The organism is Rhizobium yanglingense (assembly GCF_977109285.1).
In genome coordinates, this window is record NZ_CDSAWY010000004.1 from 798,076 (window position 1) to 814,599 (window position 16,524).

Below are 16,524 nucleotides of genomic sequence, written 5' to 3' on the forward strand. Positions count from 1 at the left end.
CGCGGCGCTTCCCAAGGGGTCTGTCACGCGCGCCGCACCCGGGCAAATGCAGACAAGCCGAGCCCCAGAACGGCGGCGAGCACACAGGCGACGCCGAAAATCTGATGGAGGCCGACCGGCTCGCCGAGCAGCACGAAGGCAAAAATGACCGCGGAGACCGGAGCGATTGCCGTAAACAGCGAAGCCTCGCTGCCGCTGACGCGCTCTAAGCCCGCGTACCACAAGATGAAGCCGCCGACGGTAGGCACCAGCGCATAATAGACGACGGCCGCAAGCGCCGCTGCGGAAAAACCGCTTGCGGCATGGCTTTCGAAGAGAGCCGGAATGCCGGCAACGAGGAAACCGATGCCGGTCATCAGCGCCGACTGCGTGAGCGGCAGGATCTCCGCTCTGCATGCGCTTGTTGAGAAGAATGAACAGCCCCTCGCAGATGACGGCGCCGAGGATCAGCGCATTGCCGGCCAGGGAGCCCTCTGCGGATGCGCCCGGTGTCACCGCGACCCAGAAGACGCCGAAAGCAGCAAGCGCGATGGCAACCAGCAGGAAGCGGTGCGGCCTTTCGCCGAGAATGAGGATCGAGATCACCGCCGAGACGACCGGCAGCGTGCCGATGATGACGCCGGCATTCGTCGCCGACGTCAGCTGCAGGCCGGAGATCAACAACGTCGTATAGCCGACGCTGCCCGCCCCTGCCTGCGTCACGAGGATGAGCCAATCGTGGCGCGACAGTTTCGGCAGCCGCGATCGGGTGAGTTGCATCAGAAGCAGGAAGAAGGGGAATGCCGCAGCGAAACGCAGTGCCGTTGCCGTAAACGGCGGAAGGCCTGATGCGATGACCTTGCTGGCGATCACCGTGCTGCCGACCGTGATCATCGCCAGCGTCAGATAGATGTAGCCCTGAAATGCTTTTGTCATGGGATTCTCCGTTTCGATGGACGAAGAAAACCGCAAAGGCGAAGTAGCTTCTTGAACGAAATTGCAGGCCGTCAGGCAAGTGCCGTGGCGTAGACACGCGGCGTGAGGCCATATTTGGCAGTGAAGACGCGTGTCATGTGGCTCTGATCGGCAAAGCCGCTGGCCAAGGCAGCTTGGGCAAGCGGCGTGCCGGAAGCGATCAGGCGGCGGGCCATGTGGATGCGCGCCTGGACGAGATAGGCATGCGGCGTCATGCCGGTTGCTTTCGCAAAACCGCGCAGCACCTGAAACCGGCTAAGGCCGCTTTCCCGCGCAAGATCGGCAAGTGAGACATTGGCGAGGGGATCGCTGTCGATCAGGCTCTGCGCCTTGCGGATCGTGCCCGGCGCCATACGCGCCACGTCCGGCATCGGCTGTTCGCGCATCACATCTGCAACAACGCCGAGGAGCAGTTCTTCGCGTGCAAGGTCATCCTGCGTGGAACCGCCGGTGATTGCGGCAAAGAGGCTCGCGAAGCGTGCTGCAAGGACGCTGTTTTGAATAACGGGGCGCGGAATTTCCGAGCGCACCATCCTGCTTTCGCCGGCATCCTGCGCGAGATCGCCGATGATCGCCGGATCGAAATAGAGGATGCGCCACGACCGCCCCTCGCCGATCGGTGCGCCGTCATGGACCTCGTTCGGATTGACGGTGATGAGATCGCCGGCTTCCGCCTCGACCATGCCGCGCCCGCTCAGCGACTTCTGCGCACCGGAGACAATCAGGCCGATGCCGAATTGTTCATGCGTATGCCGTGCGAAACTGTGGCGGGTTTCCGCTTCCACGGCCTCCACCCCGGCCATCGCCGAACGGTGCATCGTGAACTGACTTTTGGCCACGCAGCGTCTCCTTCCGGCCGGACTCTGCCAGCGGCAGGCGAAGCACGCAACGTCTTTGCCGAGATTAGTGAAGTGTTTCAGGCCGGATTTCGTCGGAGAGAATTTTCAGGGCGTCTTCGAGCGCTGCGACCAGAATATCGGTCAGCTCATCACCCTTGTTTTCGAGGAACGCCAGGCTCGCGGCCTCGTCCTGCATTTCAAAGAAGTGTTCGATCTCGTTCGACATCATCGTCCTTTCATTCACCGGTACATTCAGCGATGAAAGCAGACTAAAAGAGCTCACTTGCGCAGGGCTGGTGCGAGCCCGGTCATTACTCAGAAAGATTGCGGCTCCGCCACAGGCTGGGCGGGATCGGATCCCCGACATCGACGGCAAACGAGACGACCCTGGTTACGCCCTCGTCCACCTCGCAGCGGAATTGAACGTCGTACCAGCCCTCGCGCGTGCGGAAGGCACCGCGCCGGACATCGAGCAAGGTACCGCGCGGCAGCGTGTAAAGGGGGAGTAACACCGGATTGTAAGCGGGCGATCCGTGAACCAGTTGCTCGCGAAGCTCGGTGCTGCAAAGCTGCGCGGCCCGCCTTCCGCGCGACATGTTGCCCATGGCGGTCCGGGCGATCGGATCATCCGTTTCGTTCTGCGAGAACAGCGTCTTTGCTTCCTTCAGTTCGGTTGGCTTTTCGGCCTTCGTCGTTTCCGTCTGGTCGATCTTGGGCTGGTCCGCAGGCTTTGCCTGTTCGAAGCCGGTTTTCGCCTGGTGTCCTGCGCCAGCTGCAGGTCCGTTCTTCTGGGGGTCGATATTGGCCACATCAACCTGAGGCAGACTGACATCGTCCGGCGCCGGGTTTGCCGGTGGCTGGTCCGTGGCGGGAGGCTTTGCGGCGACCGTTTCGGCAGGCTTGGGCTCATCCGGTTTCGGCTCGTCGGGCGGCGTCACCGGTGGCTTGCCAGCCTCCGCCGAAGCATTGCCCGTTTCGGATTTGCGCGGGCCACTATCCTTGTCGCCAAATTCGAAGACGCGCCTCAGGACGGGAATTCTCTGTCCCTTCCCCTCCTTGTCGGAGGGATCGTTCCTGGCTTCGGATTTCGGCGGTTCGGACGGCTTCTCTTCCGGCTTGGCTTCCGGCGGAGGAGGAGGTGGTGGTGGTGGTGGTGGGGGCGCTGGCGGTTTCTGCTCAGCCTTCTCCTCGATCTTCGGCAGTTCGGGAGGTTTCTCAGGCGGCTTTTGCTCTTCCGCCTTCTTTTCCTCGGCCTTCTTCTCCTCCGGCTTCTTGTCTTCTTCCGGCGGGAGGCACGAGATCGACGTTCACCGTCTCTTCTTCCGGCGGCTGCGGCGTCTTTTCAGGCAGCTTCACAAGGAAAAACGCAACGACTGCAATATGCAGCGCGATCGAGGCTGTGACACCCCAACTGATCTCTCCCCAGCGCTTTGCGACGATCTTCTGCATGCCCGCGACTTATGCTCTCCGACAAGGTACGGATGTGGCCTTTTAAGAAGGCAGCATCAAGCCGCAAAACAAAAAAGTGCTTTGCCGCGCGACCGAGCTAAGGCCGCGCGGCGGATCGTTCACATCTTCTCACCTTCACGAAGCTGCGATCCGCAGGCCGATCGCCGCTAGCCGAGCGAACCTATGATTTCGCGATAGGCAGCCTCCGGAAACGCCTTTAGCGTTTTCGTGCGAACGTTGCCGGCCGTCGCAAGCTGCAGCGTGAACCGCGCCATCACCGCGTCGTCCGGCGCCTCGCATATCGAGACCATGTCGTATTCACCCATCGTCAGAAAGAAATCCTTGAAGGAGCCGCCCATCTCGCCGAGCGCCTTCTTTGCCGCGTCCAGCCTTTTTGCCGAGTCGCGTGCACTGCGAACGCCTTGATCCGTCCAGTTGATAAGCATGACGTAAGTGGTCATTGCACACCTCCCTACGGAGGGTTTTGGTCCACGCAGGTATGTGGCGACCTTCGCTCACGCGCTGCGGCCGGTCCCGTCCCCCGTATCATCCAGACTATACCATTGAGCCGCGCGGAAAGCGACGGAATGTCTGGGAACCCAAAAAGAAAGAGCCGGGACGGACCCGGCTCTTCGATCATCAATCAGTCAACCGCAAGGCTGTCATCGCAGCCGGTACGGCTTTTAGCTGTCCAGGAAGCTGCGGAGCTTTCTGGAGCGGCTCGGATGCTTGAGCTTGCGCAGCGCCTTCGCCTCGATCTGGCGGATGCGTTCGCGGGTAACCGAGAACTGCTGGCCGACTTCCTCGAGCGTATGGTCCGTGTTCATGCCAATGCCGAAGCGCATGCGCAGCACGCGTTCCTCGCGCGGCGTGAGCGAGGCGAGAACACGCGTCGTCGTCTCGCGCAGATTCGCCTGGATGGCGGCGTCGATCGGCAGCAGCGCGTTCTTGTCTTCGATGAAATCGCCGAGGTGCGAATCTTCCTCGTCGCCCACAGGGGTTTCGAGCGAGATCGGCTCCTTGGCGATCTTCAGGACCTTGCGGACCTTTTCGAGTGGCATGGCGAGCTTTTCGGCCAGTTCCTCGGGCGTCGGCTCGCGGCCGATTTCGTGCAGCATCTGGCGGGACGTGCGGACGATCTTGTTGATCGTCTCGATCATGTGCACCGGAATGCGGATCGTGCGCGCCTGGTCGGCGATCGAGCGGGTGATCGCCTGGCGGATCCACCATGTCGCATAGGTGGAGAACTTATAGCCGCGGCGGTATTCGAACTTGTCGACCGCCTTCATCAGGCCGATATTGCCTTCCTGAATGAGGTCGAGGAACTGCAGGCCGCGGTTGGTGTACTTCTTGGCGATGGAGATGACGAGGCGAAGATTCGCTTCGACCATTTCCTTCTTGGCGATGCGCGCTTCGCGCTCGCCCTTCTGCACCATGTGCACGATGCGGCGGAATTCCGAAATCGAGATGCCGGTTTCCGTGGCGAGGTTCTGGATCTCCTGGCGGATGTCACGGATCGTCGTGTTCTCGCCCTTGGCGAATTCCTTCCAGCCGCGCGCAGCCAGATTGCCGATCGACTTCATCCAGTTCGGATCGAGCTCGGCACCCTGATACTGCTCCAGGAACGAGTCGCGCTTGACGCCATAGGATTTCAGCCAGACGCAGCAGGCGGCCTTCGTTTTGAACGAGGCGCTTGTTGATGTCGTAAAGCTGCTCGACGAGAGCCTCGATGCGGTTCTGGTTGAGCGACAGCGACTTGACGGCCTTGATCAGCTCGTCCTTGAGTTCCTTGTAGCGGCGCTCTTGGGCGGAAGACAGCGTGCCGGTCGCCGGCAAGGCGCTGCTCGACCTGCTGGTCCTGCAGCTTGCGCAGCTTCTTGTAGGTCTCGGCGATGAGGTCGAGCGTCTCCATGACCTGCGGCCGCAGCTCCGCTTCCATGGCTGCGAGCGAGAGATTGGATTCGTCTTCGTCCTCTTCCTCTTCCTCCACGGGCATGCCTTCGCCGCCGACATCGGTGATGTCGTCGTCGCCGGAACGCATGCGGCGGGTCCTTTCCTTCTCTTCGGCGGCCTTGCGGTCAGCCTCGATCTTTTCAGGGCTCTGGAACTGCGGGGCGGCCTTGGCTTCCGGACCGGAATAGGTCGTTTCGAGATCGATGATCTCGCGAAGCAGGGTCGTGCCCTCGTTCAGTTCGTCGCGCCAGATGATGAGCGCCTGGAAGGTGAGCGGGCTTTCACAGAGCCCGGCGATCATGGTTTCGCGGCCGGCCTCGATGCGCTTCGCGATGGCAATTTCGCCTTCGCGCGACAGGAGCTCGACGGAACCCATCTCGCGCAGATACATGCGCACCGGATCGTCGGTACGATCGGTCGGCTCCTTCTTCTTTGCCGTTGCAAGCGCGGTGCCGCCGGAAGGCGCGAGTTCGCCGCCTTCGCTCTCGTCATCGCCGCCCGCGTCGTCGTCGTCACCGCCGCTTTGGCCTGCCTCTTCGGCTTCTTCGTCTTCGATGACATTGATGCCCATATCGGACAACATCGCCATCGTGTCTTCGATCTGCTCGGACGTCACTTCCTCGGACGGAAGAACGGCATTCAGCTCGTCCATCGTCACGTAGCCGCGCTTCTTCGCGGCCTTGATCATTTTCTTGACCGCGTCATCGGAAAGATCGAGAAGCGGGCCGTCGGATGCGCCGTCGCGTTCGACTTCCGCTTCTTCGTTCTCTTTGACCTTGGTTACCATTTATATCGTCGCCTTCCTGACGCTATTCAAACTCGCTGCGGTGAACGGCCCTCGAAGCCTGAGTGCGCAAACCCAAGCCTCGAATCACCTTACCCACCTAACGGGATGACCTTTAAAGCCCAATTAACCACGATCGCTGATGCCGGACGACAGAGCTTTAGTGCTTCGAAATTTCCGGCCATGGTTATGTGCGATCCGCCTCGACCCAGTTCACCGCTTTCCAGTCGAACGGTGATTCCCACAATTTTTGTTCGCGTCAAGCTTTTCCACTAAAAAAGCCGTCGAAAACACGGAAAAAGCCTTATCCACAGGCTGGGAACCGCTCAAGCGATTGCTTCGCTTAGATAGGATGTCACCGCAAGAAGACAAGGGGAGCAAGAATTCTTGCCACGGCAACGAGAGATCTTCCTGGTTTTTAGCTGCCGTTGCAGGATATCCGCCGCCCATCGCTATCGGGACGCACCATCGTAAGGCATGATTTCCAGAGAACCGAGATCGATCACGGGAATACAGCGCAGGTTGACCGATGCCATGGGATCGCCGTTCGGAAGAACGCCTTCGCCGGTGCAATACCGCAGTTGCTGCAGAAGTGATGTTTGATGACATGGTTGTTGAAAGTATAGGTCGACTTGTTTTCTTCCGGCGTCTGCAGCTTTAGCTTGTCGCGCGATACGAAAGCAAGCAGGCCGCCCCGCCGGCGGCAGAGCGAGCAATTGCAGTCGATCGCTGTCTTGAAGTCTCCGTCCACCTCGAATGCGATCTTGCCGCAGTGGCAGCTCCTTGGTAGATCATTGTTTTCCCCTTAGTTCCAATCCATCACGACCTTGCCGGAATTGCCTGAGCGCATCGCCTCGAAGCCGTCCCGGAATTCGTCGATCTTGATACGGTGCGTGATGACCGGCGACAGATCGAGCCCGCCTTGCACGAAGGCGATCATCTTGTACCAGGTCTCGAACATCTCGCGACCGTAGATGCCCTTGAGGTTCAGCATCTTGAAGATGACCTTGTTCCAGTCGATCTCGAAACCAGCCGGCGCGATGCCGAGGATTGCGATCTTGCCGCCATTGTTCATCTTGTCGATCATGTCGCGGAAGGCGGGTGCTGCACCCGACATTTCCAGGCCGACGTCAAAACCCTCCGTCATGCCGATCGCCTTCATGACATCGGCAAGGTTCTCCTTCGACGCATCGACGACGTAGTCGATGCCGAAGTCTGCGCGCCAAATCCAGCCGGTGCGGGTTGATGTCGGTGATGACGACTTTGCGGGCGCCGGAACGTTTGGCGACCATCGCGCCCATGATGCCGATCGGGCCTGCACCGGTGACGAGCACGTCCTCGCCGACGAGATCGAAAGAAAGTGCAGTATGAACCGCATTGCCGAAGGGATCGAAGATCGCGGCGATCTCGTCCGGGATGTCGTCCGGGATCGGCACAACATTGGCTTCCGGAATGCAGACGAACTCGCCGAAGGAGCCGGGACGGTTGACGCCGACGCCAAGCGTGTTGCGGCACAGGTGCCCCCTGCCGGCGCGGCAGTTGCGGCACTTGCCGCAGACGATATGGCCCTCGCCGGAGACCCGCTCGCCGACATGGTATCTGGTGACGGCGGAGCCGATCTCGGCAATCTCGCCGCAGAACTCATGACCGACGACCATCGGCACCGGAATGGTCTTCTGCGCCCACTGGTCCCAATTCCAGATATGGACATCCGTACCGCAGATCGCCGACTTCTTGACGCGGATCAGAACGTCGTTCGGCCCGACCTCAGGAACCGGGACGTTTTCCATCCAGAGCCCGACTTCCGGTTTCGACTTGACCAGCGCCTTCATCATATTCGACATTCGAGGATTCCCGTGTTGTATAGTGCCCAGCTTCGCTGTTTCCCTTCTCCCCTCGGGGAGCACGGCACACCGTTATTTGCGCTTCATTCCATTCAGAGCGTCGCTGACGCTTCGGCCCCTCATCTGTCCTTTTGCATCTTCTCCCCGGCGGGGAGAAGATGGAGCAAGTGGCGTCAAATGACGCCCAGTTCCCTGCCCGCTTCCGCGAAAGCCGCAACCACGCGCTCGACATCCGCCCTGGAATGCGCCGCCGACATCTGCGTGCGGATGCGCGCCTGGCCCTTGGGCACGACCGGGAACGAAAAGCCGATCACGTAGACGCCTTTCTTCAGCATCAGCGCCGCCATGTCCTGTGCGAGCTTGGCATCGCCGAGCATCACGGGAATGATCGGATGCCCCTCGCCTGCCAGCGTGAAACCGAGCTTGGTCATCTCCGCGCGGAAGAGCGCAGCATTCGCTGAAAGTTTTTCGCGCAATGCGTTGCCGTTCTCGATCAGATCAAAGACCTTGAGCGAGGCGGCGGCAATGACCGGTGCAAGCGTATTGGAAAAGAGATAGGGCCGCGAGCGCTGCCGCAGCCAGTCGACGATCTCGGCCTTCGCCGAAGTATAACCTCCCGAAGCACCGCCGAGTGCCTTTCCGAGCGTGCCGGTGATGACATCGACACGGCCTTCGACGCCGCAATGTTCCGGCGAACCACGGCCATGCGTGCCGACGAAGCCGACGGCATGGCTGTCGTCCACCATGACCATGGCGCCGTATTTCTCCGCGAGATCGCAGACACCTTGCAGGTTGGCGATGATGCCGTCCATCGAGAACACACCATCGGTCGCGATCATCTTGAAGCGGCTGCCTTCGGCCTTCTTCAACTCTTCTTCCAGCGCCTTCATGTCGTTGTTGGCATAGCGGAAACGCTTGGCTTTGGAGAGCCGCACGCCGTCGATGATCGAGGCATGGTTCAGCGCATCGGAGATGATCGCATCCTCCTCGCCAAGCAGCGTCTCGAACAAACCGCCATTGGCATCGAAACAGGAGGAATAAAGGAGCGTGTCCTCCATGCCGAGGAACGACGAAATGCGGGATTCGAGTTGCTTGTGCTCCTCTTGCGTGCCGCAGATGAAGCGGACGGAGGCCATGCCGTATCCATAACGGTCGAGTGCCTTTTTGCCCGCCTCGGCCAGCTCGTCGTTATCCGCAAGGCCAAGATAGTTGTTGGCGCAGAAGTTCAGCACGCGCTCGCCGGAGGCGATGGCGATTTCGCCGGCTTGCTTCGAGGTAATGACGCGCTCGGACTTGTAAAGGCCGGCATCTTTGAGCGCGGAGAGTTCGCCGCGCAGATGGGAGATGAATTGCGAGGTCATTGACGGTCTTTCTTCCGATGCTTCCGACTGTCGCCGAGTTAGCATATTGCCGTCGGCTTGTCTTGTTCAGCGCTGAGCCGAAACCAGCAGGAAGCAGCCTTCCGCAGCAAGATGGAGCTGGCACGCAAAACACCGTCCTTGATTTCGCCGATTGACCTCGCTCGGAATTGCCACCTTCGTCAAAGGCCATGTCCTGACCGTCGATTGCGGCATGACCGTCAGGATGTGGAAACTGCCCTTGCGGCTAGCTTCACCGGTGGATGGACTGCAAGATGCCGATCTTGATCCTAGAGCGCAGCTTCCATTTCGACGTCAACAAGTCCGAAACGCTTCTGAATGAGAAGGATGGCCTCCGGCGTGTTGGCGTCTGTGCGTTCGAGTTCCATGAAGAATTGTTCGAAACCACCGGGCGTTACGACGGCCATCATGCGCCCTGTCGCATCGCTGACGTTTTTCCACGCATGCGGCACGTTCGGCGGCAGAACGACAGTGGTGCCCAAAGGCGCATCGATCACTTCGTTGCCGCACCAGAAACGATAGGCTCCGGCAATCACGCGGAAAACCTCGGTCTCCCGCGTATGCATATGCGGCGCCGGTCCTGTTCCCGGCGCCGAAAATGTCTCCCACATGCCGAGCACGCCACCGGTCTCTTCTGCCGTCGCATTAATAAAGACCTGCCCGTCGTGCAGATGTCTAGCAATCCGCTCACGCCCGGGCAACGAAACCACCGCTCTGTTGAAAATTGTCATTGAAGCTCCCCCGGACTTTAGGGGAAACATATCAGGGGTCCGGCTACGCAGAACATCACCCGATTGCATTAGGCAGCCCTCTGCAACCGCCCCTTTCCGGTCTAGTCGTCGTTTGCCAGAATGACGTCCAGAAACGCATCGCCATAGCGCTCAAGCTTCGATTGCCCTACGCCCGAGATGTTCAGCAGCTCCTTCCGGCTCCTTGGCCGCTCGGTGGCGAAGGCGATCAGCGTCGTGTCGGGGAAGACGACATAGGGCGGAACGCCGAGGGATTTGGCGATCGAGGTACGTTCGGCCCGAAGCGCTTCGAAGAGAAGGCCGTCAGCGCCGGAAAGGCCGGAGCGGCGCTCGCTACGTTCGGCTTTCTTGGTGCGGCGTTCCGAGGCCGGGCGATCCTTGCGGAAGAAGACCTGGCGTTCATGCTTGAACACGGCGCGGGCATCCGGCTCCAGCTTCATCGCGCCATAGGCCTCATGATCGATGCGGATCAGACCCATGGCAAGAAGCTGGCGGAAGACGGATTGCCAGATGCGGGCCGGGATATCCTTGCCGGCACCGAAGACCGGCATGTCGACATGGCCGAAGCGCTCGGTCTTTTCATTGCTATTGCCGAGAAGCACATCGATCACATGGCCGGTGCCAAAACGCTCGCCGGTGCGATAGACGGCGGCAAGCGCCTTGATCGCCGCTTCCGTCCCATCCCAGGTTTCGACAGGCTTCAGGCAGGTATCGCAATTGCCGCACTTGCCGGCATGCGCCTCGCCGAAATGCCCAAGGATCGCCTGGCGGCGACAGGAAGCCGTTTCGCAGATGGCGAGCAGCGCGTTGAGCTTGCCGCGTTCGATGCGTTTGATCTCATCGGCCGCATTGCCCTCGTCGATCATGCGGCGTCGCTGGATGGCGTCGGACATGCCATAGGCCATCCAGACCTCCGACGGCAGGCCGTCGCGCCCAGCACGGCCGGTTTCCTGGTAATAGGCCTCGATGGAGCCCGGCAGGTCGAGATGGGCGACATAACGCACATTCGGCTTGTCGATGCCCATGCCGAAGGCGACTGTGGCGACGAGGCAAAGCTCCTCCTCTTTGAGGAACGCATCCTGATTGGCATCGCGCAGCGACCGGTCCATGCCGGCATGATAGGGTAGCGCGCGCACGCCCTGCGTGTTCAGCCAATCCGCTGTGTCTTCGACCTTGGCGCGCGACAGGCAGTAGATGATGCCGCTATTGCCCTTGTGCCTCGAGAGGAACCGCAGGAGCTGCTGGCGCGGCTGATCGCGCTCGACGATTTCGTAGGAAATGTTCGGCCGGTCGAAGCTGGTGGTGAAAACCTTGGCGTTGTTCAGCGCCAGCCGTTCGATGATGTCGTCGCGGGTGTGCGGATCGGCAGTCGCCGTCAATGCAATGCGCGGCACGCCCGGATAGTGTTCCGCAAGCCTGCCGAGTTCGCGATATTCCGGGCGGAAGTCATGCCCCCATTGCGAGACGCAGTGCGCTTCGTCGATCGCAAAGAGGGCGATCTTCGCACTGCCGATGGTCTCTCTGAAGCTGTCCATGAGGATCCGCTCCGGCGTGACATAAAGAAGATCGAGCTGACCCGCCGAGAGTGCCCGGCGGACATCGACGAATTCCTCGCGGGTGAGCGACGAGTTGATCGCTGCAGCGCGGATGCCGAGCTGCTTCATCGCCTCCACCTGATCGCGCATCAGGGCAATCAGCGGCGAAACGACGATGCCGACACCGTCGCGGCAGAGCGCCGGGATCTGGAAGCAGAGCGATTTGCCGGCGCCCGTCGGAAAGAGCACCACTGCATCGCCGCCCGCCACGAGCTGATCGATCACTTGCTGTTGCTTGCCGCGAAACGCGGGATAGCCGTAGACGCGCTTCAGGATAACGAGCGGGTCCCGGCCGTTGCCGAAGAGCGCACCTGCGGCCGAAAATGCCATGTCGCCGCCGTCCATCAATGGCTAGCCGCGCCCTTCACGCGGCCGGAAAGCACGCCGAAACCATCGATGATGGCTTCCTGGTTCTCCAGCCGGAGGCCTTCGAAATGAACTTCCTGCAGGGCGCGCATCAACTGGTCGATGACATCGCCGTCTCCGGCCTCTGTTGCCTCTGCGATCTCGCGTTCGAGCTCGATCTTCTGCCAGCGCAGCGCCTTGGCGCGCTTGTGGAAGGCAAGCGCCTGGCGGTAGCCCTCGCGGGCATCCTCCATGGCCGCCTCCTCCGTAGCGATCCAGAGGCGCGCGTTGCGGATCTGCTGCTCCAGGCTCTTAAGGAGCGCGCCGAAACCCTGCTCCTCCAGCCGCTCGATCAGGTATTCGCGCGTCAGATGCGGCCCGGCGGCGGCCGCCGCAGCACCGAGCACACCTGACCATAGTCGCTGAAGCTCGCGGTTGTCGTAATCGATCGAGGCGATTTCGTCATACTCGTCCTGCATCAGGGCGGGATGATTGACGATGGTGAGCGCCAGCACGCTTTCGCGCAACGCCGGAATTTCCTGATGCCCGCGCACGAGACCCGAACGCGCAAGGCGCTCGGAAACGCCGCCGCCGGAGATGCGCGCTCCGCGCGCTCCTGCCCGCCGCGTCCGCCGGGCCGGCCGCCGCGATCGAAGCTTCGGCGCTCGCCACGGTTTTGGAATTGCGGCTGAAAGAATGCGTTGAGCCGGTCCCTAATGTCCTGCTGATAGTGGCGGCGGACATTTTCGTCGACGATGACGGCGACCATCTGCTTCAGTCGGGCTTCGAGTTCGGCGCGCGCCTCCGGCGTATCGAATTTGCCCGCGTTGATCTCCCGGCTCCAGAGCATCTCGGCGAGCGGCTTTGCCTGGCTCATCACCTTGTCGAAAGGCGCACGGCCATCATGGCGCACGAGGTCGTCCGGGTCCTTGCCATCTGGCAGCAACGCAAAACGCACAGTTCGGCCGGGCTTCAGATGCGGCAGTGCCAAATCTGCGGCGCGGTTTGCGGCGCGGATGCCGGCGCCATCGCCATCGAAGCAGAGCACCGGCTGCGGTGTCATTTTCCAAAGCAGTTCGAGCTGGTTCTCCGTAAGAGCCGTACCGAGCGGCGCAACGGCATTCTCGACGCCGGCCTGATGCAACGCGATGACGTCCATATAACCTTCGACGGCGATGATGGTGCCGGCGCCGTCTGCGCCTTGGATCGCTCGCCGGGCGCGTGCGAAATTGTAGAGCACATTGCCTTTGTGGAAGAGCTCAGTCTCGTTGGAATTGAGATATTTCGCTGGCGCATCCGGCGACATGGCGCGGCCGCCGAAAGCGATCACCTTCTCCCGCGACGAGAGGATGGGAAACATGATGCGATCGCGGAAGCGATCGTAGCTGACCGGCACGTCGGCACCATGGACCACAAGGCCGCAGGCTTCGATCTGCTCCTTGGCAACGCCCTTGCCCGCCAGAAACTCCTTGAGCGCATTGCGGCTGTCCGGCGCAAAGCCGAGGCGGAAGGTGTCGATTGTCCGGCCCGTCAGTCCGCGGTCGCGCAGGTATGCCCGCCCCCGCGCGCCGTTCGCCGTCTGCAATTGGTCCTGGAAGAACTGCGTCGCCAGTTCCATGACGTCCTGAAGCGAGCCGCGCTCCTTCTCGCGCTTTTCCATGACAGGATCGGCGATCGGCATGGCGACACCCGCCATATCGGCGATCTGCTGAACGGCTTCGGGGAAACTCAGGCCCTCAAGCTCAGTCAAGAAGCGAAAATGGTCGCCAGTGACGCCGCAGCCGAAGCAGTGATAGCGGCCCTTTCGGTCCTCGCAGTGAAAGCTCGGCGACTTCTCGCCGTGGAACGGGCAGCAGGCCCAGTAGTCGCCGCGCGAAACATTGGTCTTGCGCTTGTCCCAGCTCACGCGACGGCCGATCACATCCGAAATCTGGACGCGGTCGCGTATCTCATCGAGAAAGGAATTGGAAAAGCGCATATGAACCTCTTGGCGAACCATCATATACGCAGGTTTGGCGGAACCTGCCATGAACTTCGGCGGAAAGACGCGCTATTCACAGGCTTGACGCCCTCGAGTTTGTATAGACGACGACGCATGCGTGCCTAGAAGCAATTGAACTTTTAGCTGCAACATGGAGCCTGTTCACAAGCAGTTCTCGTCCTTCGAATGGGACGAAAACAAGCAGCAAGCAGATATCCATGAAACCTGGAATCGACTTTCCAAAAGCAGCGGCCGCATAGAACGAACCGCATCTGGAAAGAAATTTCTATCGACATGGAGGAGTTCGCACATGGGCAATCTCTCCGGATTCGCTCATGGTAATCGCGATCGTCCATACGCTGCGCGCTGAATCCTGCCGGACTATCTCGTGCGGCACGCAAGAACGAGCAAAGAGCGTATCGTCAGATATTCGGCTGAAGAGATCAAAAAATGATTGCACCCGGCAAAGACCGACCACGCCCGCGTCGACGCCATGACCGGCGAGGACATCGAGCGCGCCATCGCGACGATTTCGACTGGGTGGATTCGTCGACATTGACTGGTTAAGGCGGAAGCCGTTCGCCCGACCGCCAAGAAACCCCTGTCAATACGGCTGGACCAAGAGGTAGTCGATTCCTTCCAGGCAAGCGCCAAGGGCTATCAAACTCGCATCAACGCCGTCCTGCCCCCTATGTCCGGCAGCACAAGCCTGAAAGATCGACTCCGAAAATGATAAAAAAGACAATCAAAAAAGCGTGACAGCTTGCAGCCGAGGGGTGCGACAACTGCGCACGCCGACCGCCCCGTCCGCAATCCGGACAGACCAAACAGGCTCGCGGCAAGGCACGCCTCCCGACGAATGAAAATCATTGATTATCAATCGATTAGCGCGCGCGGAAGAAGATGGCGGGATAAGCTTGGCGTTTTCCGTGCGCACCGTTCGTTCGCATGTAACAAGCTCACGATCGAATTATTATATTTTTGTAATTTGAATCCTCTGCTGCATCGCAATACGCTCCTTCCCAACAAAGCGATCCCCGAGCGAGGCTCCATCCCTACCCCCGGCGCCGCCTCGCAAGGGTGCCTTTGCAAATACGCCGCTGGTTGGGTTTCGGCCTGCGTCGCCAGCGACAAGCAAAGAGCAAGAAGGCAGGAGCACCCCCAGCTCCTGCCTTCTTTACTTTTGCGCTTTAACCTTGTCGGTTAACTGACCATCGGAATTTCGCAGCATCCTTGTGCAAAGTAACATTGACAGGCGCGTCCTTCGTAACAGATGGAATACGTGTGCCCGCCTGGAATGTTCGATGTCTATTACCGCAGAAAAACTTGCAGCCGATGATCGTTTTTTTGAAGCGGTATTACTCTGCGCCAATGAGATGCTCGCGATCTATCGCGAAAGTCCGCGCATTGCCTCGATCTTTGCCGCACAGCAGCGCTGGCTGATGGCGCATGCCGGATTTGCGCTGCACTACGGCTATCCAGACGGCATAAAGAAAGGGCTTTACTCCGGCCGCTTTGTCGAATTCGTCGTCGCCAACAAGATCGCCAGCCGCAATACCGCTGCCGCTTTCATGCAGGAAATGCTTGCCTATCGCTTCCTGCGACCGGCGAGCGGCCAGAGCGATCGCCGCACGCGGCTGCTTGAGCCGACAGAAACGGCCGAACAGCATTTCCTGAAGTGGCTGCTCGCCCATCTGTTCATCCTCGACGGACTCGATGGCGGGAAACGCTTCGAGCGGGCAAGCGCGGATCTTTCAACCATCGGCAAAATTCAACCGCTGATCGCCAAGGCAATCATCGAAACCGATGCCGTGCGCGACCCCGGCAGGACCTTCAATCTCTTCAACTGGGCAAATTCGGGCGGGCTGGTCATGGATTATCTGATGTCGCGCCTGCCGGGCTTCGATCGGTCGAAGGAGCGCATGGCTCTTGGTCCGGTATCACTCGGCGAAATCCGTGCGCAATTCATGATTTCGAATACGCACCTGAAGCGCCTGCTTTCACAGGCCGCCGAAATGGGAAGCATCGGCTGGGAGGAACCGCCGCGCAAGGGCGATCTCTGGCTCTCGCGCGGCTTCATTCTCGAATACTGGAATTATCAGGCCGCGAAATTCGCGGTCGTCGATGCTGCCGCCGAGGCAGTGCTCGGCCCGGCTGCATAGGCCTATTTCAGCAGTTCCTTGACCGTGCCCGACGCCTTGGCGAAGTCCATTTGGCCGGCATAGTGTTCCTTGAGCGCCGCCATGACCTTCCCCATGTCCTTCGGCCCCTCGGCGCCGGTCTCCTTGATGATGGCAGCGATATTCGCCCGCACTTCGGAGTCCGAAAGCTGCTTCGGCAGGAAGTCCTGGATCACAGTGATCTCGGCACGCTCTTTGGCAGCGAGTTCCGGACGGGCGTTTTCTTCGTAGATCTTCGCCGATTCGTCGCGTTGCTTCACCATCTTGGCGAGGATTTGCAGAATCTCGTCATCCGGAGCCTCGCCTTTGCCTGTGCCGCGATTGGCGATATCGCGGTCCTTGATCGCCGCCTGGATCAGGCGGACGGTCGAGAGCCGTTCGGCATTCTTGGATTTCATCGCGTCCTTGAGCGCGGTGGCGACCTGATCGCGCAGCATTATCTTCACTCCTGTTGAATGGCGCTTCATAAACC

At 60.3% G+C, this 16,524-nt stretch carries 11 protein-coding genes and 5 pseudogenes; 2 read left to right on the top strand and 14 right to left on the bottom strand.

Going from position 1 to position 16,524, the window contains the following annotated elements; all coding sequences use genetic code 11:
• Positions 1-23: 23 nt before the first annotated feature.
• From ACW4PC_RS08965 to dnaG, 13 genes and pseudogenes are all read right to left on the bottom strand, one after another.
• Positions 24-915: pseudogene (locus tag ACW4PC_RS08965) on the bottom strand (DMT family transporter).
• Between the two features lie 71 nt (positions 916-986).
• A complete protein-coding gene (locus ACW4PC_RS08970; protein WP_455873529.1) occupies positions 987-1,793 on the bottom strand; it encodes an AraC family transcriptional regulator in 807 nt (268 codons plus the stop codon).
• Between the two features lie 64 nt (positions 1,794-1,857).
• Positions 1,858-2,037 carry a hypothetical protein gene (locus tag ACW4PC_RS08975; protein WP_455873664.1) on the bottom strand — a complete coding sequence of 60 codons (180 nt, stop codon included), beginning with the start codon at positions 2,035-2,037 and terminating at the stop codon, positions 1,858-1,860.
• A gap of 67 nt (positions 2,038-2,104) precedes the next feature.
• Positions 2,105-2,731, bottom strand: coding sequence for a DUF930 domain-containing protein (locus ACW4PC_RS08980; protein WP_455873530.1), 627 nt, complete (start codon positions 2,729-2,731; stop codon positions 2,105-2,107).
• 277 nt (positions 2,732-3,008) lie between these two features.
• The gene (locus tag ACW4PC_RS08985) at positions 3,009-3,242 is read right to left on the bottom strand and encodes a hypothetical protein (protein WP_455873531.1); all 234 of its coding nucleotides are present in this window, start codon (positions 3,240-3,242) and stop codon (positions 3,009-3,011) included.
• 167 nt (positions 3,243-3,409) lie between these two features.
• Entirely contained in the window at positions 3,410-3,703 is a 294-nt protein-coding gene (locus ACW4PC_RS08990) for a GYD domain-containing protein (protein WP_022714277.1), read from the bottom strand.
• Positions 3,704-3,925: 222 nt separating this feature from the next.
• A pseudogene (gene rpoD / locus ACW4PC_RS08995) lies at positions 3,926-5,982 on the bottom strand (RNA polymerase sigma factor RpoD).
• A 449-nt stretch (positions 5,983-6,431) separates the two neighbouring features.
• Positions 6,432-6,742: pseudogene (locus ACW4PC_RS09000) on the bottom strand (GFA family protein).
• A gap of 42 nt (positions 6,743-6,784) precedes the next feature.
• Positions 6,785-7,823, bottom strand: a pseudogene (gene tdh, locus ACW4PC_RS09005) (L-threonine 3-dehydrogenase).
• Positions 7,824-7,996: 173 nt separating this feature from the next.
• Positions 7,997-9,184: a glycine C-acetyltransferase gene (locus ACW4PC_RS09010; protein ID WP_455873532.1), complete on the bottom strand. Its 1,188-nt coding sequence runs from the start codon at positions 9,182-9,184 to the stop codon at positions 7,997-7,999.
• 287 nt (positions 9,185-9,471) lie between these two features.
• On the bottom strand, positions 9,472-9,933 hold the full coding sequence (locus tag ACW4PC_RS09015) for a cupin domain-containing protein (protein WP_455873649.1): 462 nt from the start codon (positions 9,931-9,933) through the stop codon (positions 9,472-9,474).
• Between the two features lie 101 nt (positions 9,934-10,034).
• The gene (gene recQ, locus ACW4PC_RS09020) at positions 10,035-11,876 is read right to left on the bottom strand and encodes a DNA helicase RecQ (protein WP_455873533.1); all 1,842 of its coding nucleotides are present in this window, start codon (positions 11,874-11,876) and stop codon (positions 10,035-10,037) included.
• A gap of 14 nt (positions 11,877-11,890) precedes the next feature.
• Positions 11,891-13,869, bottom strand: a pseudogene (dnaG, locus tag ACW4PC_RS09025) (DNA primase).
• A 562-nt stretch (positions 13,870-14,431) separates the two neighbouring features.
• Here dnaG and ACW4PC_RS09030 point away from each other — a divergent pair.
• On the top strand, positions 14,432-14,605 hold the full coding sequence (locus ACW4PC_RS09030; RefSeq protein ID WP_455873650.1) for a BrnA antitoxin family protein: 174 nt from the start codon (positions 14,432-14,434) through the stop codon (positions 14,603-14,605).
• Between the two features lie 571 nt (positions 14,606-15,176).
• Positions 15,177-16,034 (top strand): hypothetical protein, encoded by an 858-nt coding sequence (locus ACW4PC_RS09035; protein ID WP_455873534.1) that lies wholly within the window; start codon positions 15,177-15,179, stop codon positions 16,032-16,034.
• Between the two features lie 2 nt (positions 16,035-16,036).
• Here ACW4PC_RS09035 and ACW4PC_RS09040 read toward each other — a convergent pair whose 3' ends face one another.
• Complete coding sequence (locus tag ACW4PC_RS09040) at positions 16,037-16,489, bottom strand: GatB/YqeY domain-containing protein (protein WP_039845442.1); 453 nt, start codon at positions 16,487-16,489, stop codon at positions 16,037-16,039.
• Positions 16,490-16,524: the final 35 nt, after the last annotated feature.